The sequence below is a fragment of the Pseudomonas syringae group sp. J309-1 genome, from assembly GCF_032582135.1.
GTDB classification, from domain to species: Bacteria; Pseudomonadota; Gammaproteobacteria; order Pseudomonadales; family Pseudomonadaceae; genus Aquipseudomonas; species Aquipseudomonas quasicaspiana.
Map to the genome: position 1 here is coordinate 109,357 of NZ_JAWHNU010000011.1, position 26,594 is coordinate 135,950.

A 26,594-nucleotide genomic window follows, 5' to 3' on the forward strand; every position below is an offset into this window, starting at 1 on the left:
TCAAGAGGTGAAGGACAACCAAGGGAAAATCACGACGGCACTCAGCAATACCAATAACTGAATGGCCAAAAACAAAAGCTGCTGGCGCAGAAGCCGCAACGCACCCTGACTGCGGACTGACCACGCTCGGCCAGCTTTATCCACAGGCTGCAGGCCTAGCTTGATCAAGGCATCATCCAGTGCTGCAGTGCGATCTGTTGGCCACTGAGGATCGCTGGCTATGACGTGGAACAGATCAGCGTCAAATGCCACGCGCATGGCGTAGTACTTTTCCAGCAGACCCAGAATCACTCCCGATACAGCGAGTATCAACAGGAACGGTTGAACCCCGGTTATCAACAGCTGAATCAGACCGAAGGCCAGACTGAGCAGCGTCAGCCCTGTGGACAAATTATCAAGTGCCGTACCCCGACGCAGCAGGCTGGCAACCACGTGGAGCTGCATTTCATGGGACATCTCTGTTTGCCTTCAGGTGAGTCTGCGCCGGTTTGACGTCATCGCGAGCTAGCTCGCTCTTCTCAAAAAAACTACAACTATCTGATTTTTATAACGTTTCTGTAGGATCTTACGAGCACCTACAGGTCTCAGTTCGCAACAGCGCAGTGTCAGGGAAGCGTGGTGCTGCGCAAAACCGCTTTATGCCCGGCATCCAGAACAATTCTCGGCGCTGCAGCGCGGAGCATGGCCACTGCGTTATCCACAGACTCGGCGCGTCCAGTGTGTAGAAGCCATGCCGCGACGGCTGTGGCGCTACGAGAGTAGCCCAGCGCACAACAGACCAGTACGGGGCCACACTGACGCAAGCGTTCAATTGCTCTAGCCGCTGTCAGACATTGCTCAAGAGTGGGGACGGTCAGGTCCAGCACCGGCACCGCCTGATAACCAAGAGAACCGGTATTCAGCGGCAATTCGGCACACATATCCACAACCGCTGTGAACGGCAAAAGCTGGGATTGAGCAGGTAATCGACCCAGCCAGACGTTATCCACAATCAAACTGGGATCTGGACGTGATCTTGTCCACAACCTCGAATTTATCCACGCCCCTGCAAGGTAAGGCGCGAATAACCAGCACGCTGCCGGGGATAAGCTCCCGCTCTCGCGCTTCTGAAAGCCATTGGCACCCAGCAGCAGGTAATTGATCGCCACCAACAGTAACGAAACCGCTGGCCAGATCAGCCACAGCCAGCCACTAGCAAGCACCAAGGCCAACGCTGCGCAGGACAGGGCACCCACGGCGTAATACGCGCTGAGCCTTAACCGTTGCGGATCATGACTCAGCCTCGCGGACAACGCTGGGCTGCGGCCATGATCAGGCCATAGCCAGACACAGAACCATCCGGCCAATGCGCCTGTGGGCAAGTCGATGAAGTGATGTTGCCAAGTGGTCAGCACTGACAAGCCGATTAGCGCAAACCAACCGTGCAGGAGCCATCGCCATCCTGCATGAAAGTTACGCAGATAGCGGTCGTAGCAGACCCATAACACCACCAGCAGCGCGATGTGCAGCGAAGGAGCTTGATTGAACGGCTTGTCAAAACCTGCCAAAACGGCGAACAGCCAGCCAAACAACCCGTCCAGCTCCGGACGTTCGAAAGTGAAGCGCAGAGGCCACAGCAGGAAGCAACTGACCGCAATCAGCTGCGCGCTGAACAGGCGCAGCGCATGGGTATCCAGCTCGCGTCGTGTCAGACAGGCCAGCAATGAAAACCCGTAAAGCAGGTCTATGGACCAGTAGGGGATGATGGTCCACGCCCAAAACGGCATATCCCTTTCCCAGCCAAACACCAACGTGCCAACATTAGCACGCTGGGCGGTGTACCAGGTGGCAAAGCCGTAGCTGGCGAAGAAAAATGGGGCAAGAAATATCAGCCACACTACGGCCCGCTTCCATAGGCCTGGCTCGCGCAGGGTCTTCACTGGATGCGCTGCGCCAGAGACACAGTGAAAATCCCCCATTCATCCACACGCTGGGTGATCTTGCGAAAGCCTGCCGCTTCAACCAGTTGATCCATCTCCGACTGGCTGCGACGACGCATCACCCAGGCTTGTCCCTCCCGATGGCTGGTCAGGGCGCGCGCGATCAACTCCAGTTGCGGGTGCCATGGCTGGCCGGTGTACACCAGATAACCGCCAGGCTCTACGGCCGCTGCCAGACCAGCCAATGAGTCGCCGACCATCTGATTGCTGGCAAACAACTCGTACAGACCGGATACCACGGCCAGTGTCGGTTTTGGGTCCAGTGCGGCCAGGTCATTGCGGTCGAACGCATCCGCCTTGATGAAGCGGGCGATATGGCCAAGGCCCTTTTGCTCGATCAACGCGCTGCCGTCACGCACGTTGATATCACTGTAATCGCGAAGCAGGATTGATTCCGGCAGCGGATCAACCCCTTGCAGCGATTCCAGGATGTAACGCCCGTGTCCGGCGGCGATGTCCACAATACGCACCGGCCTGCCTTGGTTGCGCAGTTGCGACATGGCCAGCCGCAGCACTTCCTCGACGTTAAGCTTGCGTTGGCGAATACCGCGCCAGCCGATGGAGTTCAGGTAGTTCTGGTCAATCATCTTGCCCAGTGCAGAGGTGCCACTCGGCTGATTGCGATAGACATAATCCAGCGTACTGCCGGAGTCGAAGCCGGTATCGAATCCCAGTTTTACCCCTGTGGATAACTTCGCCCCCAGCCCCATGCTGGCGCGTGTCATTCGCCAATAAAGGTCACGCAACGAGTTGTGGGGCAAAGGTGCGGCCAGCGCTTCGGATTCAGCGCAGGTGGCGCCTATCCGGTCTGCGTCCAGCAGTGAGGGTCGTGAGATCGGCTCTTCGAAGTTTTGCAGGATGAAACGTCGCGCCCGGCTAATAGCCAGGTGACGATCGCGTTCCCCCAATGTGTCGTGGAAGAAGCCCGGCAGGATGTGTTTCTCTTTGCGCAGGCTGCCCAGTCGTTCGAAGAAGCGCTCCTGCGGGCCGCGATGAACCACGAAGTCTGCGCCGGAGATCAGCAGTTGCGTCGGTATCGATATCGCCTCGGCGTCGGCAACGACTCGATCAGCCGCTTCGTAAAGTCCCAGCAGAACGTTGACCGATATCGCCTTGGTGATCAGCGGATCACTGTCATAGGACGCGATACGCTGAGGGTCATGGCTCAGGAAGCGTGCCTTGACGTAGCTGTTGACGAAGAAGTTGCCCTTGAATTTGCGCAGCAATGCCAGGCCCGGACGGGCGAAGGGCACGTACAACTTGACCTTGAAGGCCGGGGACGCAAGCACCAGTGCACGAATTTTCGGTGCATAGTCATGAGCCCAGGTGGCTGCGATCACGGCCCCTACGCTCTGGGCGACAACTGCCATGTTTTCTTCAGCAATGACGAAGGTGCTGCTCAAGTGATCAACGAAGGTTTGCACGTCGCGCACACTGGTGGCGAAGCTTGGGCTGTCACCCCGTGTGCCCGGCGATTGCCCGTGACCACGTGAGTCCCAGGCGAAGAAATCGAAACCTGGCAGATCCAGTTCATCTACCAGATGAGCGATGCGTCCGGAATGCTCGTGACCGCGATGAAACAGCAGCACTGCCTGACGCGGAACCGATGGGTCCTGCGAGGTGGCTGGCCAATGGCGATAGAAAAGTTCGACGCCATCATGAGTGCTGAAGCGCTGATCCTGAGCTACACGCATGTCGAGATCCTTATGCTTGTGAGTTGTTGACGGCATCTTCCGGACTGGAGGCAGCGACTTCTGCCAGCCCGCGACGAACACGATTGACCATTGTGTAAACCAGCAGTGCGCTGACGACCGCCAGGATGATGTTTATCCACAGGGCCGAGAGCCAGCCCACGGCAACGCCTGCACCGATCACACCGAACACGAATGCACGATCACTCTTGCCCATTGGGCCGTCATAGCGACGGGACGCGCCTATCATGGGCCCGAGCACGCCTGCATATTCGCTGAAGATCGCTCCCAACGTGACCATCAGCACCAGCCCGAGGTTGACGTCCGGGATCAAGGCGAATGGCAGGAATAACGCACTGTCAGCGATGACATCAGTCAGTTCATTGAGGTAAGCGCCGAGTCGCGATTGCTGGCCGAACTCCCGGGCAAGCATGCCGTCGATGGCGTTTAACGCCATGCGTGCAATCATCCACAAGGGAATGAGCGCGAACACCCACAGGTGTTCGGAGAATACGGCTACCAGCACGCCGATCAACAAAGAAACGATGCAAGCGCTCAAGGTGACTTGATTGGCGGTAACGCCCCGGTCATAGAGACGCTGAACTGATGGGCGCAGCAGATTTTGAAAACGGGGTTTGAGCTGATAGATCGAAATCAACGTGAAGCTATCCTTGTCGGCAGGTCAATCGTGCGCCTGTGGATAACCCGACGGCGCGCCCGGCTCTAGTGAACCACAACGCGATGATCGTGGCCTGCTGATCTTTGCGCGAAAAGTCTCATCTGAGGGACTTTTCCACAGCGACCGACCAGTTTGGCGATCTTCTGTAAGCGCTACATCGTGAGACCGGCTTTAGCCAGAAAGAGAACAGTACGGTCGCCAACGTCAGACGTTCGCATACCGCAATCTGGCTGAAGCCGATCCCACATTGAAGATCAGCGTCCTATCTAACAAAAATTTCATTGTTGCTGTTATATCGTAACGCCATATCCTGTGGGTCAGCCCGCCGCAAATGCCGGGCTATGGCAGCAACATTCAGTAAGTTCTGGGGCGTCGATGCGGGTTGATCTGGATGTTGAGCACGGCGGCTTGAATGGCCTGCCCAGGTTTCAAAGGGCTGCGGTGCATGCGGCGCGGTTAAAACGCCTGACCTGGATAACGGGTGGGGCTGGCATTTTCGGTTTGATGCTGGCGCTGTTCGCCGACTTGTTTGCGGCGAATACTTTGTGGCCAGCAGTGCTGGTCAACGCCGCCGCCGCGTTGTTGCTATTGGCGGCCGCTCTGCAGTCAGCCCAAGGCGTCGCGCAATGGCGCGCTTTGGCGTTCAAGGGCGGCGAGCCTCACGTCGCCCCGCAGACTCTGGAGCCAGAGGACAGCGGCTGGTACGACCGGCTTCTTGGGCGCATCAGTCGGTTAGGTCACTCGACGTTGACGCAGATTGGCGCACCGACGCTTTGGCTGGCCGGTTGGTTGTTGCTGGCGCTGATTTGTCTCGACGCCGTGTGGGACCTGTCGCTACCGGGCAGCGACTTTTCCCGGATGGGCAGCGTCGCTGGCAGCGCGGCGGTGTTATTGGCGTTCGGCCTGCTGGTCCTTGAGCGCCAGTTCGGTGGTGAGCAGGCCGAGTGGCCGGAAGCGGCACAACTGGCACAGATGACTCGCGTGGCGATTGCGGTGTTGCTGATTGGTGCGGTGTGTCTGTTTTTCTCAAGTGTCGAACGTCCATGGACGGCCCGGCTGGCGGTGCTGAGCGGATTATTGCCGGGCCTCGTGGCCGTCGAGTTGCTGATTCGTGCGGCGCTGTCGCTCTTCAATCCACGTAATCCCCGTGTCGAGCCGCGGCTGACGGCCAGCAGTTTCGTGGCAGGCTTGCTGCGCTGGCCGCCGCAACCTCTGCAGGCCTTGCAGCACGAATTACATAACCGCTTTGGTATCGACCTGCGACAGATCTGGGCCTTCACCTACATGCGCCGGGCGTTTCTGCCCGTGCTGGCGGTGGTCATGGCTCTGGGTTGGGCACTCAGCGGTGTGCATGAAATCCCCATGCAAGGGCGGGGCATCTACGAGCGGTTCGGCAAGCCGGTAGAGGTGCTCGGGCCTGGACTGCACGGTGGTCTGCCCCGGCCGTTTGGCCGGGTATTGGCGGTGGAAAACGGCGTGGTTCACGAACTGGCGACCAGCGTTGCGCAGGCAAGCGGCATCACCTCTGTTCCAGTGCCTGATTCAGCAGAAGGACCTGCGCCGGCCAGCACTAACCGTTTGTGGGACGCCAGCCATATCAATGAAAAGTCTCAGGTGATCGCCAGCAGCGCGGGCGACAAGCAGGGCTTTCAGATCGTCAATATGGATGTGCGCCTGGTGTATCGCATCGGCTTGACTGACGAAGCGGCCATGGCCGCCACCTATAACAGCGCGGATGTGCCGATGTTGATTCGCAGCACAGCCAGCAGGGTGCTGGTGCACGATTTTGCTTCGCGGACGCTGGACGAGTTGTTGGGTGAACAGCGTGCCGATCTGGCACGTGAAATCGGCAACGCGATCCAGGCTGATCTGCAGCAACTCAACAGCGGCGTTGAGATTCTCGCCACGGTGATTGAGGCGATTCACCCGCCTGCCGGAGCCGCCAACGCTTACCACGCGGTTCAGGCCGCTCAGATTGGTGCTCAGGCGCTTATCGCCCGGGAGCGGGGCGCTGCCAGCAGCACGTCGAATATGGCGCAACTCAACGCGACCCAAACCCATGACAAAGCCACCGCCAGCGCGCGGGAAGTCATGGCTGACGCCCAGGCGGCGCAGTTGCGTTTCAGTGCCGAACAACAGGGCTACGCCAAGGCGGGTCAGGCTTTCTTGCTGGAGCAGTACCTGACGCAACTCAGTCAGGGGCTGGCTCATTCGAAACTGCTCGTGCTCGATCACCGTCTGGGCGGCGCCAACAACGCGCCGACCATTGACCTGCGTACTTTCACCCTACCGGCAGACCCAACGGCGCCGCGTAAAGCCGTTCAGTAAGGAGTCGACCCTTGAGTCTGTTTCATAACCACGATCACGCCGGTCACGATCACAGTGGCCACGGCCATGACGGTCATCATCACGGTCACCACCATCACGGCGAATCATCAGGGGCCGCCTTTCCGTGGCGTCGAGGGATGCTCGCTGCATTGCTGATCGCATTTGCCGTGGCCGCGGCCAGTCTGGTGCAAGTGCGCTCGGGCGAGGCGACGGTGATTACGCGCTTCGGTAACCCTTCACGGGTGCTGCTGGAACCGGGTTTGAGCTGGCGCTGGCCTGCGCCTTTCGAGGCGGCAATACCGGTGGACTTGCGTTTGCGCACCACGTCCAGCGGTTTGCAGGACGTCGGCACCCGTGACGGGCTGCGGATCATCGTTCAGGCCTACGTCGCCTGGCAGGTTCAGGGTGATGCGGACAACGTGCAACGCTTCATGCGAGCTGTACAAAACCAACCGGACGAAGCGGCGCGGCAGATCCGCACCTTCGTCGGCTCTGCGCTGGAAACCACGGCCAGCAGCTTTGATCTGTCGAGTCTGGTGAACACTGATGCCAACCAAGTACGGATCAGCGAATTCGAAAACCAGCTGCGTCAGCAGATTGATCAACAATTGCTCACCACCTATGGCGTGCGTGTGCTGCAGGTCGGGGTCGAGCGTTTGACGCTGCCTTCGGTCACGCTCAACGCCACCGTGGACCGGATGCGTGCCGAGCGCGAAACCATCGCCACTGAACGCACCGCTGTGGGCAAGCGTGAAGCAGCGCAGATTCGCTCCGCAGCGGAGCGTGATGCGCGGATCGTTGAAGCGGACGCCACGGTCAAGGCCGCCGATATCGAAGCTCAATCCCGGGTCGAAGCTGCGCAAATCTATGGCCGTGCCTACGCCGGTTCGCCACAGCTCTATAACCTGTTGCGCTCACTGGATACGCTCGGGACCATCGTTACCCCGGGCACCAAACTGATTCTGCGCACCGATGTCGCTCCGTTCCGGGTGCTGGTCGATGGCCCGCCCAAGCTGGATGGCTCCTCAGCGCCGAGTGGCAAAGCCGGGTCGCAACCATGAGTGAGCACGACGCGTCAGGCAATCAACGACCGGTCGTGAATAATCCATGGATGCAGGCCAGCCGTCTGGCGTTCCTGGCTCTGTATGGCGTAACGATTCTGGCCGCGCTGACCTGGGCAGTGTCCAACGTGCGGCAGATTGATCCGCAGAACCGTGCCGTGGTGCTACGCATGGGCGCATTGGAGCGGATCCAGAACGCCGGACTGCTGACCGCCTGGCCGCAACCGTTTGAGCAGGTGGTGTTGCTGCCGTCTGCGGACCGGGTGATTGAGCGCCGTGTGGAAACCCTGCTGCGTTCTTTCGCGGCTGTGCAGGCCGACAAGGCTGCGAGCTTTGCTGCACCGATGAGCGATGCGCTGGCCGGTTCGGGTTATCTGCTGACCGGGGACGCCGGGGTGGTGCAACTGGACGTCACCGTTTACTACAAAGTCAGCGATCCGTATGCCTTCATTCTGCAGGGCGATCATGTGGCGCCAGCGCTGGACCGACTCGTCAACCGCAGTGCCGTGGCCCTGACGGCGGCGCGGGATCTGGACACGATTCTGGTCGCGCGCCCTGAACTGATTTCGGCCGACAGCCAGTCAGCCGAAAGACGTGAGCGCCTGCGTGGCGATCTGGTGCGCGGTATCAACCAGAGGCTTGCAGAGCTGAGTGCGACTGGCGTCGGCATTGGCGTCGAAGTGACCCGCGTCGATGTGCAATCGAGTTTGCCCGGCGCAGCTATCAACGCTTTCAACTCGGTTCTGACTGCCAGCCAGCTCGCTGATCAGGCCGTGGCAAATGCGCGAAACGACGCGGAAAAGTCTATTCAAGCGGCCAATCAGCAGGCAGACCGCACCCTGCAAGTGGCGCATGCCCAGGCATCTGAACGTCTGGCCAAAGCCCGCACCGATACGGCGACGGTAGCCAGCCTCAGCGAGTCGATGCACGCCGGGAGCGATCCCGGTCTGTTGCAGCGCCTCTATCGCGAACGCGTGCCAAAGATCCTCGGCCAGGCCGGTTCCGTGACCACCGTCGATCCCCGTGACGATTCCCGCCTGATCATTCAGGGAGCAGAACAATGAGTGGCGAAGCCGTTCACGAAGCCGTAGCAGCGTCCTCGGCGCAAAGCATGCTCAGCCCCCCCGAACAACGCAGCGCTGCGCGACAGTTGACCCTGGCGATGCTGGCCCTGGGGCTGCTGGGGTTGGGCTTGATCTGGCGTTTTGTCGCGCCGGATCAGAATGGCGTCAGTCAGCTTTTGTTGGGCGCGGCATCCCTGCTGGTGGCAATTCCGGTGGTCAGTGCCGGTTGGCACAGCCTGCGTTACCCCAGCCTGCATGGCGTCACCGATCAATTGATCGCGTTGGCGATGCTGGGTGCCTGGGCCACCGGAGACCTGATGACGGCCGCGTTGCTGCCGATCATAATGATCTTTGGCCATGTGCTGGAAGAGCGCAGCGTCATCGGTTCTCAGGAAGCCATTCAGGCATTGGGCCGCCTGACTCGCAGCCATGCACGGTTGATCAAGGCCGATGGCAGCGTGGAGGAAGTAGACAACTCGACGCTTGTCGCTGGCGATCAGGTCGAAGTGCGTGCGGGCGATCGTGTGCCTGCTGATGGGCGGGTAATCTCGGGTCAGGCCAGTCTGGACACTGCGCCGATCACCGGCGAGTCAGTGCCGCTGGAGGCAAGGGCCGGGATTGAGGTCTTCGGCGGGGCGATCAACCTCGACGGTTTGCTGCGTATCGAGGTGACGCGCACCGGCCAGGATTCCACGTTGGGCAAGGTGATCGCACTGATGCAAAGCGCTGAACGCTCCAAGCCACCGATCACCCGCTTGCTGGAACGTTATGCGGGCAGCTACATGGTATTGGTGTTGCTGATTGCCGCAGTCACCTGGTTCATCACCAATAACGCGCAAGCCATGCTCGCCGTGCTGGTTGCCGCTTGTCCCTGCGCGCTGGTGCTATCGGCTCCGGCTACCGCCATTGCAGGCATTGCCGTGGCGGCCAGGCACGGGATTCTGATTCGCAGCTCGGCCTTTCTGGAAGAACTGGCCGACCTGACGTCGCTGGTCGTCGACAAGACCGGCACACTGACTTTCGGCACGTTGCGTATCGAGTCTGTGCAGAGCATTGGCCCGGAGTCGCCGCACCTCCTTCCGTTGGCGGCAAGCCTGGGCAGCGCGAGCAGTCACCCGGTCAGCCGCGCGCTGGCCAGTCTGATTGCCAAGGATCAGCAGTTGGCGCTCAGCGATATCCGCGAGCTTCAGGGCTTGGGTGTCGTGGCGACGAGTGAGCTGGGCATTGCTGCACTGGGCCGTCCGGAGTTGTTCGAGCAATTAGGTATTACCACCGCTGCTGTCCCGATTCACGACGGTCCGATTGCCGGTCTGGCACTAGACGGCGTGTTTCTCGGTTGGCTTTTACTGGCCGATACGCTTAAGCCAGAAGCCCGTGCCGCGCTGGCTGAATTACGCGAACTGGGCCTGGGTAGACAGTTGCTGTTGACGGGCGACCGGCACGCCGTGGCGAACACACTGGCACTGGAAGTCGGCATCACCGACGTGCAGTCCCAAGCCTTGCCCGAGGACAAACTGACCCGGGTACGGGCCGAAATCAGCCGCGGCTTCCGGCCTATGGTGGTGGGCGACGGCATCAACGACTCCCTGGCCCTCAAAGCGGGCGTAGTAGGCGTGGCCATGGGCGCAGGTGGTGCCGATATCGCGCTGGCGTCGGCAGACATCGTGCTGATTGGCAGTGATCTTCGAAGGCTGGGGACCTGTGTTCGATTGAGCCGACAGTGCCGCCGCACGCTGCAGGTCAACGTCATCATCGGCCTGGGTTGGACGCTTGCGATTGTGGCCCTGGCTGCGTTTGGCTGGCTAGGCGCGGCGGGGGCGATGGTCGCTGCGATTCTGCATAACCTGAGCACGCTGTTGGTCTTGGGTAACGCTGGCAGATTACTGCGTTTGCATGAGCCGTTGGGCGAGCTTTCAGCCACGGCGCAACGTTGAGTCAGTTATAGCTGGCATAAACCGCGAACCAGAGCGGTTCGTTAAGTATAAAAATTTGCTTGAGGTTTGAAGAACTCTGTTACAAATTAACAGTCAGTCATGAAGAGTGCTGCATTTCAGCCTCCATGTCTGGCTCGGATCAGGTGGGGTATAAGTCGTTCCCGGAAGTCGATTCGTAGTTATTGGCTATAGCGCCTATAGCGGGTTGGTTCTAATTCAGAACTGATCCTCAACTACGCTTTTCAAGTTCTTGATCATTGGGGGTTTACTCAAATGCTCGCGCAACTTCCACCGGCCTTACAGAATCTGCACCTTCCGCTGCGTCTCAAGCTCTGGGACGGTCATGAACTCGACCTCGGGCCCACGCCGAGCGTGACGATTTTCGTCAAAGACCCCCAACTGGTTTCCGATTTTTCCCACCCAAGCCTCGACCTTCTTGGCAGTGCCTTCGTGGAAGGCCGGCTGGACATGGAAGGCTCCATCAGTGAAGTCATGCGGGTTTGCGATGAGCTGACCCAGGCGCTGGGTGACGAAGATCAGGAGGGTGGCCCGACTCGCTGCCCCCATGACAAAGCCACCGATGCGGCGTCGATTTCCTACCATTACGATGTCTCCAATGAGTTCTATCAGCTCTGGCTGGACAAGGAGATGGTGTATTCCTGCGCCTATTTCAAAACCGGCAATGAAAGCCTCGAGCAGGCGCAGCAGGACAAATTCCATCACCTGTGCCGCAAGTTGCGGCTCAAACCGGGCGAGTATTTGCTGGATGTCGGCTGTGGCTGGGGTGGATTGGCCCGCTTTGCCGCCCGTGAATATGGCGTGAAAGTGCTCGGCATTACCTTGAGTCGCGAGCAACTGAAGCTGGCCAGAGACCGGGTCATGGCTGAAGAACTGGAGAATTTGGTTGACCTGCAGTTGCTGGACTATCGAGATCTGCCTCAGGACGGTCGCTTCGACAAAGTAGTCAGCGTCGGAATGTTCGAGCACGTCGGCCACGCCAACCTGGCGCTTTACGCCCAGCGTCTGTTTGGCGCGGTGAAGGAGGGCGGGCTGGTGATGAATCACGGTATTACCGCCAAGCATATCGACGGTCGCCCGGTGGGGCGTGGGGCGGGTGAGTTCATTGGCCGCTATGTTTTCCCGAACGGCGAGTTACCCCACGTATCGCGAATCAGCGCTGACATCAGCGAGGCTGGGCTGGAAGTGGTCGATGTCGAAAGCCTTCGCCTGCATTACGCGAAAACCCTGGAGCACTGGAGCTCCCGGCTGGAAACGCATCTGGAGCAGGCCGCTGCCATGGTCCCGGAACAGACGTTACGGATCTGGCGCTTGTACCTGGCTGGCTGCGCTTACGGGTTTGCCCACGGCTGGATCAACCTGCATCAGATTCTGGCAGTCAAACCTCGTGCGGATGGCAGTCATGATCTGCCGTGGACGCGGGCCGACATCTATCGTTAATTGATCAACGCGCAGTAGTTTTCACTCAGTCTCTGTAGACGCGCACGAGCACGGCGAGCCGCGATGGCGGTGCATCAGACGGAGCGCGATCGCTGAATCGCGGTGCTCCTGAGCGACTACAGAAAAGCATTACATATTAGATAGTTATTTTTTGTTGATAGGAGCAGGTCTCTTGTCACCTCACAGGATCGGGGAAATCAAACGCGCCACGCGCATGCCCAGTTGTTGCAAGTGGTGCGTCTCTCTACTTTCCTCGATTGAAACCTCATGCGCCAACGCGAAATCATCGTTGAGCATTTGCTCCACCTCGCTGGCGAAATCGCTGTCGACCGTGAGCAACATCAGTTCGAAATTCAGGCGGAACGAGCGGTTGTCGAGGTTGGCGCTGCCGATCGCAGTGATCTCGTTATCCACTAGCACGACCTTCTGGTGCATGAAGCCTGGCCCGTAACGGAACACCCGTACGCCGGCGCGTACTGCTTCGAAGGCGAACAGCGTTGAGGCCGCATACACCACGTAATGATCCGGGCGCGACGGCAATAGAAGACGGACATCAACGCCGCGCAACACCGCAAGGTGCAAGGCTGCCGACACCGCTTCATCGGGCACGAAGTACGGACTGGTTATCCATACCCGCTCTGTCGCCGCGTGAATCGCCTCGACGAAAAACAACGAGCAGGTTTCCTGTTTGTCTGCGGGCCCGCTGGTCAGAAGTTGGCAAAGCAGGCCATCTTCCGGAAAGCTGTCCGGCAGGCTCAAAGGCGGCAACTCGCGCGTCGCCCAGAACCAGTCCTCGGCGAACGACTCTTGCAGGCAGGCAACCACCGGCCCGATTACTTGCACATGGGTGTCACGCCACGGCGCGAGAGGTGGCTTGAGCCCGACATATTCGTCGCCGACGTTATGCCCGCCGAGGAAGCCTTTCGTACCGTCAACAACTACGATCTTGCGGTGATTGCGGAAGTTGATCTGGAACCTGTTGAGCCAGCCGCCGCGGGTTGCGAATGCCTTGATCTGCACGCCACCTTTGCGCAGTTTTTCGCTGTAGCTGCCCGGCAGTGCGTGACTGCCAATGCCGTCGAACAGCACGTACACGGCCACGCCTTCTGCGGCCTTCTCCAACAGCAGGTCCTGCAAACGGCGGCCCAGTGCGTCGTCATGGATGATGAAAAACTGAATCAGGACTGTCTGTTTCGCCTCGCGGATGGCATCGAAGATTGCACTGAATGTCGCCTCGCCATTGATCAGCAGCTTCACTTCGTTGTTGGCGAGTGCCGGGGTGTTGCCCAGTTTTGGCATAGCGCGTAGTGAGGCATACGCTTCCGAGCGTCTGGCGGCGACGGCCTCTTCAATCCAGGGCCGCCAGTTCATGTCGCTGATGGCGGTGCGCATTTCCTGGTTGGCCTGACGTCGCGCCTTGATATACGCATCGAAGGAGCTACGGCCAAACACCAGGTAGGGAATCAGGGTGAAGTAGGGAATAAATACCAGCGGCATTGCCCAGGCGATCGAGCCTTGTGCCGTCCGCACTGTCAGCAATGCATGAATCGCGGCGACAATCCCGAGCAGATGAATGAATCCAATGACATAGCCGAAGAAATACGGGCTGTGGTAATCCATTCGTGATCTTTCCTTACGCACTATTGCTGCTTAACAGACCACAGTGGGTGCGGATTGTCGCTATTTTATTCGCGGTGCAACTGGCTGCATGATCTGCCGTCTAAGCCTCATCGTCCGGCGACCACGTTCGGTTGCTCCTGTCCCTTATGGGTTGAACAAGGATCCAGTAATGAAGAAGTCCACCTTGGCATTGATGTGCTGTCTGGTCGCGCCATTGGCTCAGGCGCAAATGCTGCAACCCGGCTTGTGGGAGCTGACGTCCAGTAACATGCAAGTGGACGGACAGGCCATGCCTGACCTGCAAATGATTCTGGGGCAGCTGAAAAACCTGCCGCCAGAACAGCGTGCCATGGTCGAGCGCAATCTTGAAAATCAAGGCGTAACGCTTGCGGGCAAAGGCGTGCGCTTTTGTCTGACCGATGCACAGGTCAAAGGCGATGACATCCCCCTGACTGATCCGAAGTCCGGCTGCACCCAGCGCATCACCGAACGCAACGGCAAAAACTGGAAATTCACCTTTAGTTGCCCGAAAGCCCAAGGCAACGGTCAGGCTCAGTTCCTGAGTGACCGAGAGTTCACCACCCACGTTATCGGCACGTTCAATGCCACCGGCCAGCAGCAGAACGGCAGCATGGACACCCGTGCGGTATGGCAGGGCGCGCAGTGTGGTGCGGTCAAACCGCGGACTTGACAGGCGTATTCCCCACGGCGCTCCAACTGCTTTGAGCGACAGCGTCGTGGGCGTGCAGGCTTTCGGCGTGCACTACCTTCACCGTGAAGGACTTCAGCGTCGGGTTGCGCTGTAATACTTGATGCAGGCGGCGGGCAGCGTCTTCGCAGAACATCAGATTCTGCCCGTTCGCCAATGCGAAGGCCTGCTCATCTGCTCGTTTGACTGCCGTTTGTACGGCGGTCCCGAGCGCAGCTTCAGCTTGATCAATCAAGTGAAGAAGCGGTAATTCTTGAGATAAATCATCGAGTTGCACATGTATGTGTGCAGTGCTTCGCTGGCTGTGCGGCGTTGCAACGATGCCTTCCGCAGTCCCTAGCCATTCCAGAACACGTTGAAACTCAAGCTCGGTGCTGGCGAAGTCCGCAGCGAATTGCTGTTGGATCAGCTGCCTGGCCAACGCCGCTGAGCAGGGGCAGGTGGACGAGTAGGCCACGTCAATTTTTAGTTCCACGTGGAACATATCGTTTTCAACGCTCGCCAAGATGCTGATTGGATAGGCTTTCCAGCCTGCCAACGGGCTGATCAGCGCCGGACGTTTAAGTAAGCACTCGGTGTGAATATTTAGATAGGCACGCCGGGACAAGCCGTCGTGGCTGTCGAGAAAGCTCATCAGCACCTGCCGGATCGGGTGCATGCTCAGCTCTTTGCCTTCCAGTAATTCAAGCGCGAGGTACAGGCGCGACATGTGAATGCCTCTGGCGCTGCCATCATCCAGACTCACCCCCGCATCGACCTTGGCGCTGACATGCTGTCCCTCAATGCGCACTGGCATGGCGATGCCACACATACCTACCCAATCCAGCGGCTGTGTCTGGCGGGAAGTTTGTGCGGCGATATCCGGAAGTGAAGCAAGTTTCATGAAAGAGGCCATCTGTCAGGTAAATCATCACGTTATACTATAACTATAATTTCGACGATTTCTTTTTTTGGGCCGGGATGCTCTTCACCTTCGAATGGGTCACCGCATGCATCGCCGTCAAATTCTGCTCAATTTCTTGCTGGCCAGTGCCGCCTTTGCGTTGCCATTGGGCGTCAACGCTGCTCAGATCCGCAATGCCCGCCTGTGGCGTACTGCCGATAAACTCCGGCTGGTGCTGGATCTCAGTGGTCCAGTGCAATACAAGACCTTCACCCTCGGCGCACCTGACCGGCTGATCATCGATATAAGCGGCGCGCGTCTGAGTGGTGATTTCAGTCAGCTTGCACTGCAAGACACGATAATCAAATCCATCCGCTCCGGGCATTACGGGCAGGGTGATGACACGCGAATCGTTCTTGATCTGACCGGGCCTGTGAAGCTCAACAGCTTTCTTCTCGGGCCTGCTGGCGATCAGGGCCATAGGTTGGTCCTGGACCTGGGCGCAGAGGGGGCTGCCCCGCAACAACTCGCGGCGCAGCCGGTGCAACGTGCGCCGGTGGTCAGTGACAAGCAGCACCCCAAGCGCAACATCATGGTGGTGGTCGATCCGGGACATGGCGGTAAGGACCCCGGCGCGGTAGGTTCCAAGGGCGAGCGGGAAAAAGATGTGGTGTTGTCTATTGCCCAGCTGTTGGCCAAGCGACTGAAGCGGGAGAAAGGCTTCGATGTGCAATTGGTGCGAAACGATGACTTCTTCGTACCCCTACGCAAGCGCGTTGAGATTGCTCACAAACACAACGCCGACATGTTTATCTCGGTGCATGCCGACGCAGCACCGCGTTTGACGGCTTCCGGTGCATCAGTATTTGCTTTGTCCGAGGGCGGCGCTACCTCCGCCACTGCACGCTTCATGGCACAGCGCGAAAATGGCGCGGACTTGTTGGGCGCAACCAGCTTGCTCAACCTCAAAGACAAAGACCCGATGCTGGCCGGGGTCATTCTCGATATGTCGATGAACGCCACCATCGCCGCCAGCCTGCAGCTGGGCAATACCATTCTCGGTAGCCTGGCGAACATCACCACCCTGCACCAGAAACGCGTCGAACAGGCTGGCTTCGCCGTTCTCAAATCGCCGGATGTGCCGTCGATTCTGGTGGAAACCGGATTCATCTCCAATGCCAAAGACAGCCAGCGGCTTGTGACGGCCCGCCATCAACAGGCGGTGGCGGATGGATTGTTTGAAGGTTTGCAGCGCTATTTTCAGCGTAATCCGCCGATTGATTCGTACATGGCGTGGCAGCAGGAGCAGAAGCGGGCCGGCCAGGTTTAGCTTTCTACTCTCGGAGCTTTGAGTGTCCTGTCACCACGCTGTCTTGCGGCAAACAGAGGCTCGTGGGACCGGATATATCCGGGAAGGTGGCACTCTGGCGATAAAGGTGCTGTGAACGTCCCGGCCTCTTCGCGAATGAATTCGCTCCCACTGGTTCTGTGTGAACTCAGATTAGCACCTGACACCCCGCTGTCGCGCAGCAAACATGGGCCCTGTAGGAGCGCGCTTGCCCGCGATTGCGTCAGCGCAGACGACATATTTATCGACTGACAGAAAGCATCGCGGCCAAGCGCGCTCCTAAAAAGACAGTTTACTACTTGCATTGTTATACTATAACATCTTTGGGTGATTGAACGGTGCCTCGCGCCGCCATGCGAACAGGGTCTAAACCCTGCAACCTGATGAGAATACCGATGCCAAACCGTCTTCCCGTAACCGTGCTGTCCGGCTTTCTCGGTGCCGGTAAAAGCACGTTGTTGAACTACATTCTGCGCAATCGCGAGGCTCTGCGGGTCGCCGTGATCGTCAACGATATGAGCGAAATCAACATCGATGGCGGCGAAGTTCAGCGTGATGTGAGCCTGAACCGCGCGGAAGAGAAACTCATCGAGATGAGCAACGGCTGCATTTGCTGCACCCTGCGCGAGGACTTGCTCGAAGAAGTCAGCCGTCTGGCCCAAGACGGGCGCTTTGATTATTTATTGATCGAATCCACCGGTATTTCCGAACCGTTGCCAGTCGCAGAGACCTTCACCTTTCGCGACGAGGCCGGTAAGAGCCTCACCGACATGGCTAGGCTGGACACCATGGTCACGGTCGTCGACGGGGTGAACTTCCTGCTCGACTATCAGGCCGCCGAGAGCCTCGCGACCCGGGGGGAGACCTTGGGTGAAGACGACGACCGCTCGATCACCGATTTGCTTATCGAACAGATCGAGTTCGCTGATGTGATTCTGCTCAGCAAGATCGACCTGATCAGTTGCAGCGAGCGCGAAGAGCTGATCGCCATCCTGCAGCGACTCAATGCGAATGCCGAAATAATTCCGATGGTGATGGGCGAGGTGCCGTTAGCGAAGATCCTCAACACCGGTCGTTTCGATTTCGAGCGGGCGTCACTCGCACCCGGTTGGCTCAAGGAGTTGCGCGGCGAACATACGCCGGAAACCGAGGAATACGGCATTGCTTCGACGGCTTACCGCGCTCGGCGGCCGTTTCACCCGGAGCGTTTCTTCAGCTTCATTGATCGGGAATGGACCAACGGCAAACTGCTGCGCTCCAAAGGCTTCTTCTGGCTGGCCAGCAAGCATCAGGATGCGGGCAGTTGGTCTCAGGCCGGAGGGTTGATGCGTCATGGTTTCGCTGGCCGCTGGTGGCGGTTCGTGCCGCGTGCGCATTGGCCTCAGGATGAAGAAAACATCACCGCAATCATGGACAACTGGACCTCACAAACCGGTGACTGCCGGCAAGAACTGGTGTTCATCGGCCAGAACATCGACTTTGCTCAGCTCACCGCTGAGCTGGATAACTGCCTGCTCACGGACGCCGAGATGGCTCTGGGCACCAATGGCTGGGTGGCGCTACCCGATCCGTTTGGCCCATGGCATGAAATGGAGGTGGCGTGATGTTAGCGACGGTATTGAAGTGGCAGCCCCGTATTCGTCAGGTGCAGGGCGACACTCCGGCCATTCTCAGCCAAGTACTGGAGGATGATGTGAATCTGGCAGTCTGGCAGCGTCAGTTGCCTGCGCACATCGAGGACTTTGGCGCATTACTGCTCTCTTTGAACGAGCCGCTTGCGGAGGCCATTACGCTGGAGATCAGTGATGAGAACGCTCAGCCTGACCTCCAGACCTTCGCCTCTGCTTATGCTGACCTTGAAGGCTATGAGGGTTTCATCGCCGACGTGTCATGGCTGATCAGCGCTTACGCCTGCCTGCTGGGCGCCAAACGTGTAGGCGTTCGGCTGCGAGTACTGGATAAAGCCATGTGTCCGCGTTTCCATGTCGATCATGTGCCGGTGCGCTTGATCACCACTTACGCGGGCATTGGCAGCCAATGGCTGAGAGAGGGGGCCATTGATCGCAGCCAGCTGGGCAAACCTCAGGCCGAGCCTTCGGATGCGCTGAATATCAGGCAGATCAACTGTGGCGATGTAGCGTTGCTCAAGGGCGAGCGCTGGGTTGGCAACGAAGGCCAAGGCCTGGTACACCGCTCGCCGCCGTTGCAGCGTGATGAGCGGCGGTTACTGTTGACCCTGGATTGGTTGGCTTGAGACTGGCAAATACGTTTGTTTGATCTGTAACGCTGACCTGTGGGAGCGAATTCATTCGCGAAGAGGCAGCTATAACCGATACATTTTTGTCATCTGGAACACCGCTTCGCGAATGAATTCGCTCCTACCGTTGCATTGCAAGCCCGCCCCTCAAGGCACCAGCCACTTCCCCTGACTCTGCCCCTCGCAAAATGGCTTCAAGTACTGCGCATCGCTGGCGATGCCGTAATAGTGAATGTCTTCGCGATAAGGCATATTGGCGACTTGTGCGTTGCTGCAAATTCCAAACGCTCCAGTGGGGCATTGCTCCAGGAACGTCACATCGGTTTTCTGCCCAGCGAGTTGCGGCTGGCAAAAGCCGTCGTGAAACAGCTTGGGCGGTATGTTGCGATTGGCCTGACAGACTTTCACGTCCAGCCGCTCGGCCTGGCTGTGTACCAGACACGCCTCGGCCCATGCGTTTCCTGCACCCGTTGCCAGTAACAACCCCAGAAACATCCCGATTCTGGCCTTAAACGCCTTCGTCATAAGCGACCACCATGCTGCAGAACATCCCGACCCACGTCATCGGCGGACCATTGGGGGCTGGCAAGACCAGCCTCATCAAACATCTGTTGGCGCAGAAGCCGGCAGATGAACGATGGGCGATCCTCATCAATGAGTTCGGTCAGATCGGCCTCGACGCCGCACTGCTGACCAAGGCCGCCGATGGTATCGCACTTGGCGAAGTGGCTGGCGGTTGCCTGTGCTGTGTCAACGGCGCCCCTTTTCAGATTGGCTTGGGTCGTTTACTGCGCAAGTCCAGACCGCATCGGTTGCTGATCGAGCCGTCCGGCCTTGGCCATCCTGTGCAGTTGATAGAACAGTTGCAGCAAGCGCCCTGGCTGGGTGTGCTCACGGTTCAGCCCAGTGTGATGGTCCTCGACGTAGCAGCACTGGCGACGGGGCATCCGCTGCCGCCCAGTCAGGCTTCGGCGTTGACTGCTGCGGGTTTACTGGTACTGAATAAATCAGCGGATCTGGATGCTGCGGCGCGCCGACGGCTCATTGAGCAGTTGCCTGCGAGCAAGTTGATCTGGACAGAACAGGGCCGGATCTCACTGGCTGAGTTGCCCGGCATTTCAGCACGGCCCGATCTGCTTGTGGATAAATCTGCTGTGGATAACCTCGCCATCCCCAAGAGCTTGGGACAGCTTCCTGCTGTATGGGCTGATCCAGTACAACCCATTTGTCTCAGTCAGGCTCAACAGGAGGGATGGAGCATCGGCTGGCGTTGGCACCCCAGCCAGCGTTTTGATCTGGCCCGCCTGGAAATGTGGTTGCAGGGAATGACCTGGCGTCGCGCCAAACTGGTTATTAACAGCGGCGGCGGATGGGTGTCAGGCAATGTCGTCGCGGGGGATACTGTGCAGTGGCAAGTCAGTGAGTGGCGACGGGATTCACGGCTGGAATTGATTTTCACACAGCCTCAGGATGAACCGCGCTTACAGGCTGAACTGGCTACGTGTTTGCTCTGACAAGCTATCCACACACGGCGCGAAATCTACTGCTTCCACTTATTGTGTTCTTGCCGCCATTGGCTCAACTGAATGATTTCTGCACTCGGGGGCGGCGTTTTCATCTCGAACGGGTAGGGCGCCAGTTCGATCTGCGCGCTGTGGGCACCAAACATGGTGATGGTGCCTGGGTGACGCTGCTCGCCGGTCACCGTGAACTCAAAGTTATACACGCGTGCCAGACGTTTGCGGCCCTGTGAATCCCGGGCAAACGTCAGTTTGCGCAAGGCCACGTTGCCGTCCAGCAACTCTATATCCAGTTTCGCGCAGTGTTGTTTGACCCGCTCCAGCGCTCTTTCGCGCAAACCATGTGCATGCCATAGCCATGCCGCACCGGTGGCCAATAGCATCAGGACAAACATGTTTCCCAGGGTCAGCATGAAGAAGCACTCCAACAAAGTGCCACCAGCTTAACTGTCTCCGGGGTTTTGCAGCCATACTGCGCGACTTAAATTTCTTACTACTGCATTTGCATCGTGTTCAGGAACCCTAGATGAAACGTACACCCCATTTGCTCGCCATCCAGTCCCATGTGGTTTTCGGCCATGCAGGCAACAGCGCTGCGGTGTTTCCGATGCAGCGAATCGGGGTGAATGTCTGGCCGCTGAACACTGTGCAGTTTTCCAACCACACCCAGTATGGAAAGTGGGCAGGCGACGTGTTGCCCCCGCAACAGATTCCCGCGCTGATCGATGGCATCGCGGCGATTGGCGAGTTGGGCAATTGCGACGCAGTGCTCTCCGGTTACTTGGGAAGCGCTGCCCAGGGCCGAGCGATTCTGGTGGGCGTTGAGCGGATCAAGGCGGCCAACCCTAACGCGCTGTATCTGTGCGATCCGGTGATGGGGCATCCCGAGAAGGGCTGCAGCGTGCCCGCGGAAGTCAGCGATTTTCTTCTTGAAGAAGCGGCGGCTGTGGCGGACTTCATGTGCCCGAACCAGTTGGAGCTGGATAGCTTCTCCGGCCGCAAACCTGAGTCGTTGTCGGATTGCGTGGCCATGGCGCGCGCCTTGTTGGCCCGAGGCCCTAAAGCCATCGTGGTCAAACACGTGGATTACCCCGGCAAGCCCGCTGACGGCTTTGAAATGCTGCTGGTGACCGCTGATGGCAGTTGGCACTTGCGCCGCCCGCTACTGGCCTTTCCGCGCCAGCCAGTGGGTGTGGGCGACCTGACTTCCGGTTTATTCCTGGCGCGCGTGCTGCTGGGGGATGAACTGGTCGCGGCGTTTGAGTTTGCCGCCGCCGCTGTACATGAAGTGCTGCTGGAGACCCAGGCGTGCGGCAGTTACGAACTGGAACTGGTCCGCGCTCAGGACCGCACGGCTCATCCTAGGGTGAGGTTTGAGGCGGTGCGGTTGTAGAGTGTGGTCAGCACGGTTCCCTGTGGGAGCTGGGCTTGCCCGCGATAAACGATCACGCGGTGTATCTTATATCTGCGTCTCATATATCGCGGGCAAGCCCGGCTCCCACAGGAATAGCATTCCAATTGATAGTCTGTATTGCCTGATATACCGGGGTTGAGTCTCGCCTTAGAGCGTCTCGTCCTTGATTTCCTGATAACGCTTTTCCAGCTCCTGGCGGATTTGCCGACGCTGTTGCGCCTGAATGTAGCGGCGTTTGCCGTCCAGGCTTTCTGGCTCCAGCGGCGGCACGCTGGCCGGCTTGCGCTGATCGTCCACGGCGACCATGGTGAAGAAACAGCTATTAGTGTGGCGCACCGAGCGCTCGCGGATGTTTTCCGTGACGACCTTGATGCCGACTTCCATTGAGGTATTACCGGTGTAGTTCACCGACGCCAGAAAGGTCACCAATTCACCCACATGAATCGGCTCGCGAAATATCACCTGATCCACTGATAGCGTCACCACGTAACGCCCTGCGTAGCGGCTCGCACAGGCATACGCAACTTCATCGAGGTATTTCAGAAGGGTGCCGCCGTGTACGTTGCCAGAAAAGTTGGCCATGTCCGGGGTCATCAATACAGTCATCGACAGCTGGGCGTTTCCGGGTTCCATAGCGTACTCACGATCAAGGCGGTTCAGAAATTGCACCTTATGACGGTGCTTACGGATTCAAGCGGTGTGTGACAGTTATCGGGACGCTTGCTGGCTTGAGGCCGTCACGCGTGCAGCCGATCTGTTTCCATATATTGCACCGGCTTTATCGATGAATGCGCGGTGTTAACCTGCAAAAGCCCGTGGATCGGGCAATTTCTTACAAATTAATCAGATTTCTGCACTGCAGTGGCTGAATTCTCCGTCGTCCTGATGAGAGTTCGGCCATCAGCAATGCGTTTCATAAGGAGCCGGACCCATGCATGCCATCAGCTTTATTCAGGATTTGGCGGTGATCATGCTGGTGGCTGGTGTTGTGACCATCCTCTTTCATCGCCTCAAACAACCTGTAGTGCTGGGCTACATCGTCGCCGGTTTCATCATCGGCCCGCATACACCGCCGTTCGGCCTGATCCACGACGAAGACACGATCAAGACCCTCGCCGAGCTGGGGGTGATCTTCCTGATGTTCTGTCTGGGGCTGGAATTCAGCCTGCGCAAGTTATTCAAGGTTGGGGCAACAGCGTTCATTGCTGCGTTTCTCGAAATCACCCTGATGATCTGGATCGGTTATGAAATAGGTCAGTACTTCGGCTGGAGCACCATGGATTCGCTATTCCTTGGCGCGATCCTGGCGATTTCTTCGACGACCATCATCGTCAAAGCGCTCAATGACCTGAAGATGAAAAACCAGCCCTTTGCGCAGTTGATCTTTGGCGTGTTGATCGTCGAAGACATTCTGGGCATTGGCATCATTGCCTTGTTGTCCGGGATCGCCGTCAGCGGCTCAGTCAGTTCGGGCGAGGTGTTTTCTACCGTCGGCAAGCTGTCGCTGTTCATGATCGTCGCCTTGGTGATCGGTATTCTCGTAGTGCCGCGCTTGTTGGCTTACGTGGCGAAGTTTGAAAGCAATGAGATGTTGCTGATCACCGTGCTGGGCCTGTGCTTCGGCTTCTGTCTGCTGGTGGTAAAGCTCGAATACAGCATGGTACTGGGCGCGTTCCTGATTGGCGCGATCATGGCCGAGTCGCGGCAATTGTTGAAAATTGAACGCTTGATCGAGCCTATTCGAGACATGTTCAGCGCGATCTTCTTCGTTGCCATTGGCTTGATGATCGATCCTGCGATTCTGGTGCAATACGCTTGGCCGATTGCGGTGATCACCGTAGCGGTTGTCCTCGGCAAAATGTTGTCCTGCGGATTGGGTGCCTTTCTCGCCGGTAACGATGGCAAGACTTCGCTGCGGGTGGGTATGGGCCTGTCACAGATTGGCGAGTTTTCCTTCATCATCGCGGCGCTGGGCATGACCTTGCAGGTCACCAGCGACTTCCTCTATCCGGTGGCGGTCGCGGTTTCCGTTATCACAACTTTGCTAACGCCTTATCTGATTCGCGGTGCCGATCCGCTGTCGAATCAGTTGGCGAGCATCATGCCTCGCCGCGTGGCGCGGGTGTTCGGCATGTACGGTGAGTGGCTGCGCAGCATCCAGCCACAAGGCGAGGGCGCGCTGCTGGCATCGATGATTCGGCGGATTCTGTTGCAGGTCGGGGTCAATCTGGCCCTGGTCGTGGCCATATTCTTTTGCGGAGGCTATTTTGCCGAGCGCATCGGTGTGTATATCAGCGACTGGGTCGGCGACGTTGGGCAACAGAAAGCCTGGATCTGTGGCGCTGCATTGCTGCTCTCACTGCCCTTCCTGATCGCGGCTTATCGCAAGCTCAAAGCGCTGTCGATGCTGTTGGCTGAGATGGGCGTCAAACCGGAGATGGCGGGTCGGCACACGGCGCGAGTGCGCAAGGTGATCGCCGAGGTGATCCCGCTGCTGTCTTTACTGGTGATATTCGTGATGCTCGCGGCGTTGTCCGCCAGCATCCTGCCGACCAACGAACTGCTGATTCTAATCGCCGTGATTGCCGCCATTGTCGCCGCAGTGGCATGGCGCTGGTTCATCAGAGTGCATACGCGAATGCAGATCGCGTTGCTGGAGACGCTGGGGAATAACCAGGAGTCGAACGGGCATTAGCGGCCCGGTTGAAACCTGATAAATCCGGGTACTGTAGGAGTTGTCGGAGGTTACGACGGCGCCGATAGCGGTTTGCCTGACACACCGCTATTCGCAGCCTGCGGCAGCTCCTACAGATCCAGGTAATGCAGCTCAGCTTTCCAGCCAGACGTCCCGCGCCCAGTGCCATACCGATTCCCAGCTTTCTTCGGTGACCAGCTCTTCTTCGCCAGACCACAACACTACGGTGCCGTCTTCTTCGACGCAGTAGTAGTCTTCACCGTCCTGGCAGATCGGGATCAGCTCGCGCGGCACGCCGATGTCCCAGGCTGAGGCGGCGACTTCTGGCAGGTAAGTGTGCGATCCGGGGTCGGTAACGGTCACCGGCTCCAGGCTGCCGTACACCACGTCGCTCACGGTCAGGAGAAATTCCTTGAAGACGAAGGGGATGTTGATGAACAGCTGTTCTTCTACCTCAACGAGTTGATCCTCGTCGGGCAGTTCCAGCGGAACCGGAACAGGTTCATTCGCTTCGCGTAATTGTTCAATGACTTCTTCCACGGCCTGGCTCCTCTGACTTGATGGCGCGGTTTATACAGTAGCTTAAAGCGTTTCTCAAAATAACTATCCCAACGGATAAAACAAAAACCCCGGACAAGTCCGGGGTTTCTGCTTACGCGTGGAGCGGTCTGGATCAACCGTTCTGGCGAATACCTGCAACCAGCCAAGGCTGATTATCGCCTTGTGGGCGTTCCATGTTCCAGCTTTCGCTGAACACTTCACCCTGATCGAAGCGCGAAGACTTGGACACACCGCTGAATGTCAGCGTGGCGATGGTCTTGTCTGCACGATCATCCAGGCCGTCCAGTTGCACGTTCAGATTGTCGATATAGGTCGACTGGAAGGCGTCGCCCAGATCCGCACGTTCTTTCTTCAGGAACTGCAGCATCTGTGGGGTCACGAACTCTTCGATCTTGTCCATTTCGTTCGCATCCCAGTGCTGTTGCAGCGACTGGAAGTGGCTACGAGCAGCTTCAAGGAAGCGGGTTTCGTTGAACCAGGCCGGAGCGTTGATCACCGGAGCGGCTGCCGATGCTGCACCCGAACCACCAAAGATGGAATTCTGGGCAGGCTGTTGAGCGTTTTCGCGCTGATAAGTCATCGGGCCAGCGGCGGTAGCCATTTGCTCGCCTTGTTGCTTACGACGACGGGCCGCGATGAAGCGGAAGATCAGGAAGGCAATGACCGCCATGATCAGGATGTCGAAGATCTGCATCCCCTGGAAGCCGTCGCCCATGAACATGGAAGCGAGCAGGCCGCCAGCAGCGATACCGGCCAATGGGCCGAGCCAGCGGGAAGCACCGCTAGCAGCAGGACGACCAGCAGCGGTTGGTGCTGCGGCTGGAGTGGTCGGAGTGGCTTGGCGCGACTGGTGACTTGGCGCCGAGCCCATGCTCTTGCCACCACCGAAACGCGCAGCGTTGGCTTCGAAGCTCATGGTGAGCCCGATGCACAACGCCATAGCGATGCTTAGAAAACGTTGCATAAGGGTATTCCCGTTTTGTGGATTGCACGCGCGCCATATTGCATAGGGCATATGTGTCTGGCTAGCGGCCAAGTGTTTCCGGCTTTTGCGTGATTGCCGAAGACCCTATGTAGATTGGTCCGTAGGGCTTCGCTGAAAGTTCTGTAGGACAGATCGCCGGACAGTGTCATCTATATGGAGGTGACCGGTGGCTGATTCAATCTGCCGCTGCATCACTGCTGTCTGTGGGAGCTGGGCTTGCCCGCGATAAGGCTGGATACGACTCACATGAAACCGCGTTGACCTTATCGCGGGCAAGCCCAGCTCCTATCAAACAAGAAAATAACTACCTGATCTGGAATGCATTTTCTGTAGGAGTGAGCTTGCTCGCGATCGCGTCAGCACAGGCAATATATTCATCGACCAACAGATCGAATCGCGAGCAAGCTC

At 58.3% G+C, this 26,594-nt stretch carries 23 protein-coding genes; 12 read left to right on the forward strand and 11 right to left on the reverse strand.

The window, feature by feature from the left end; all coding sequences use genetic code 11:
- The 4 genes from RX972_RS09175 to RX972_RS09190 form a co-directional block, all read right to left on the reverse strand.
- Complete coding sequence (locus RX972_RS09175) at positions 1-456, reverse strand: hypothetical protein (RefSeq protein WP_316874487.1); 456 nt, start codon at positions 454-456, stop codon at positions 1-3.
- A 149-nt stretch (positions 457-605) separates the two neighbouring features.
- Positions 606-1,958 carry a phosphatase PAP2/dual specificity phosphatase family protein gene (locus tag RX972_RS09180; protein ID WP_410478212.1) on the reverse strand — a complete coding sequence of 451 codons (1,353 nt, stop codon included), beginning with the start codon at positions 1,956-1,958 and terminating at the stop codon, positions 606-608.
- On the reverse strand, positions 1,916-3,673 hold the full coding sequence (locus RX972_RS09185; RefSeq protein ID WP_316874491.1) for a bifunctional alpha/beta hydrolase/class I SAM-dependent methyltransferase: 1,758 nt from the start codon (positions 3,671-3,673) through the stop codon (positions 1,916-1,918). The genes RX972_RS09180 and RX972_RS09185 overlap by 43 nt, the downstream gene beginning before the upstream one ends.
- A 10-nt stretch (positions 3,674-3,683) precedes the next feature.
- Entirely contained in the window at positions 3,684-4,328 is a 645-nt protein-coding gene (locus RX972_RS09190) for a CDP-alcohol phosphatidyltransferase family protein (protein WP_316874492.1), read from the reverse strand.
- A 396-nt stretch (positions 4,329-4,724) separates the two neighbouring features.
- On the opposite strand from RX972_RS09190, the gene RX972_RS09195 reads away from it, so the two are divergent.
- The 5 genes from RX972_RS09195 to cfaB all read left to right on the forward strand — a co-directional run bounded on the left by RX972_RS09195 (position 4,725) and on the right by cfaB (position 12,194).
- On the forward strand, positions 4,725-6,677 hold the full coding sequence (locus RX972_RS09195) for a protease modulator HflK (protein ID WP_316874493.1): 1,953 nt from the start codon (positions 4,725-4,727) through the stop codon (positions 6,675-6,677).
- A gap of 11 nt (positions 6,678-6,688) precedes the next feature.
- Positions 6,689-7,738, forward strand: coding sequence for a protease modulator HflC (locus RX972_RS09200; protein WP_316874495.1), 1,050 nt, complete (start codon positions 6,689-6,691; stop codon positions 7,736-7,738).
- Positions 7,735-8,802 carry a protease modulator HflK gene (hflK, locus tag RX972_RS09205; protein WP_231674904.1) on the forward strand — a complete coding sequence of 356 codons (1,068 nt, stop codon included), beginning with the start codon at positions 7,735-7,737 and terminating at the stop codon, positions 8,800-8,802. The genes RX972_RS09200 and hflK overlap by 4 nt, the downstream gene beginning before the upstream one ends.
- Positions 8,799-10,736, forward strand: a complete 1,938-nt coding sequence (locus tag RX972_RS09210) for a cation-translocating P-type ATPase (protein WP_316874499.1) — start codon at positions 8,799-8,801, stop codon at positions 10,734-10,736. The genes hflK and RX972_RS09210 overlap by 4 nt, the downstream gene beginning before the upstream one ends.
- Positions 10,737-11,009: 273 nt before the next feature.
- Complete coding sequence (gene cfaB / locus RX972_RS09215) at positions 11,010-12,194, forward strand: C17 cyclopropane fatty acid synthase CfaB (protein WP_316874501.1); 1,185 nt, start codon at positions 11,010-11,012, stop codon at positions 12,192-12,194.
- A 180-nt stretch (positions 12,195-12,374) separates the two neighbouring features.
- Here the strand turns inward: cfaB and cls are convergent, their stop codons facing one another.
- Complete coding sequence (gene cls, locus RX972_RS09220) at positions 12,375-13,814, reverse strand: cardiolipin synthase (protein ID WP_099270137.1); 1,440 nt, start codon at positions 13,812-13,814, stop codon at positions 12,375-12,377.
- A gap of 169 nt (positions 13,815-13,983) precedes the next feature.
- On the opposite strand from cls, the gene RX972_RS09225 reads away from it, so the two are divergent.
- Positions 13,984-14,505 (forward strand): DUF3617 domain-containing protein, encoded by a 522-nt coding sequence (locus RX972_RS09225; RefSeq protein WP_027902491.1) that lies wholly within the window; start codon positions 13,984-13,986, stop codon positions 14,503-14,505.
- Here RX972_RS09225 and folE2 read toward each other — a convergent pair.
- Complete coding sequence (gene folE2, locus RX972_RS09230; protein ID WP_316874504.1) at positions 14,489-15,406, reverse strand: GTP cyclohydrolase FolE2; 918 nt, start codon at positions 15,404-15,406, stop codon at positions 14,489-14,491. The genes RX972_RS09225 and folE2 overlap by 17 nt on opposite strands.
- Before the next feature lie 106 nt (positions 15,407-15,512).
- On the opposite strand from folE2, the gene RX972_RS09235 reads away from it, so the two are divergent.
- From RX972_RS09235 to RX972_RS09245, 3 genes are all read left to right on the forward strand, one after another.
- The gene (locus RX972_RS09235) at positions 15,513-16,736 is read left to right on the forward strand and encodes an N-acetylmuramoyl-L-alanine amidase (RefSeq protein ID WP_316874507.1); all 1,224 of its coding nucleotides are present in this window, start codon (positions 15,513-15,515) and stop codon (positions 16,734-16,736) included.
- Between the two features lie 413 nt (positions 16,737-17,149).
- A complete protein-coding gene (gene zigA, locus RX972_RS09240) occupies positions 17,150-18,358 on the forward strand; it encodes a zinc metallochaperone GTPase ZigA (protein WP_316874508.1) in 1,209 nt (402 codons plus the stop codon).
- The gene (locus RX972_RS09245; protein WP_231665566.1) at positions 18,358-19,008 is read left to right on the forward strand and encodes a DUF1826 domain-containing protein; all 651 of its coding nucleotides are present in this window, start codon (positions 18,358-18,360) and stop codon (positions 19,006-19,008) included. Before zigA ends, RX972_RS09245 begins: the two co-directional genes overlap by 1 nt.
- A 150-nt stretch (positions 19,009-19,158) precedes the next feature.
- Here RX972_RS09245 and RX972_RS09250 read toward each other — a convergent pair whose 3' ends face one another.
- Entirely contained in the window at positions 19,159-19,506 is a 348-nt protein-coding gene (locus tag RX972_RS09250) for an NADH:ubiquinone oxidoreductase (protein ID WP_316874530.1), read from the reverse strand.
- Between the two features lie 41 nt (positions 19,507-19,547).
- Between RX972_RS09250 and RX972_RS09255 the strand changes: the two genes are divergently transcribed.
- Positions 19,548-20,525, forward strand: coding sequence for a CobW family GTP-binding protein (locus RX972_RS09255; protein ID WP_316874515.1), 978 nt, complete (start codon positions 19,548-19,550; stop codon positions 20,523-20,525).
- 26 nt (positions 20,526-20,551) lie between these two features.
- Here the strand turns inward: RX972_RS09255 and RX972_RS09260 are convergent, their stop codons facing one another.
- Positions 20,552-20,944: a DUF3301 domain-containing protein gene (locus tag RX972_RS09260; protein ID WP_027901708.1), complete on the reverse strand. Its 393-nt coding sequence runs from the start codon at positions 20,942-20,944 to the stop codon at positions 20,552-20,554.
- 113 nt (positions 20,945-21,057) lie between these two features.
- Between RX972_RS09260 and pdxY the strand changes: the two genes are divergently transcribed.
- Positions 21,058-21,924 carry a pyridoxal kinase PdxY gene (gene pdxY / locus RX972_RS09265; RefSeq protein WP_231672234.1) on the forward strand — a complete coding sequence of 289 codons (867 nt, stop codon included), beginning with the start codon at positions 21,058-21,060 and terminating at the stop codon, positions 21,922-21,924.
- A 168-nt stretch (positions 21,925-22,092) separates the two neighbouring features.
- Here pdxY and RX972_RS09270 read toward each other — a convergent pair whose 3' ends face one another.
- Positions 22,093-22,578 (reverse strand): acyl-CoA thioesterase, encoded by a 486-nt coding sequence (locus RX972_RS09270; RefSeq protein WP_020291647.1) that lies wholly within the window; start codon positions 22,576-22,578, stop codon positions 22,093-22,095.
- 298 nt (positions 22,579-22,876) lie between these two features.
- Between RX972_RS09270 and RX972_RS09275 the strand changes: the two genes are divergently transcribed.
- Positions 22,877-24,640 carry a cation:proton antiporter gene (locus RX972_RS09275; protein ID WP_316874520.1) on the forward strand — a complete coding sequence of 588 codons (1,764 nt, stop codon included), beginning with the start codon at positions 22,877-22,879 and terminating at the stop codon, positions 24,638-24,640.
- A 132-nt stretch (positions 24,641-24,772) separates the two neighbouring features.
- Here RX972_RS09275 and RX972_RS09280 read toward each other — a convergent pair whose 3' ends face one another.
- Together RX972_RS09280 and RX972_RS09285 are read right to left on the reverse strand one after the other, a co-directional pair.
- The gene (locus RX972_RS09280) at positions 24,773-25,180 is read right to left on the reverse strand and encodes an SMI1/KNR4 family protein (protein ID WP_027901704.1); all 408 of its coding nucleotides are present in this window, start codon (positions 25,178-25,180) and stop codon (positions 24,773-24,775) included.
- A 133-nt stretch (positions 25,181-25,313) separates the two neighbouring features.
- Positions 25,314-26,165, reverse strand: a complete 852-nt coding sequence (locus RX972_RS09285) for a Tim44 domain-containing protein (RefSeq protein ID WP_027902356.1) — start codon at positions 26,163-26,165, stop codon at positions 25,314-25,316.
- Positions 26,166-26,594: the final 429 nt, after the last annotated feature.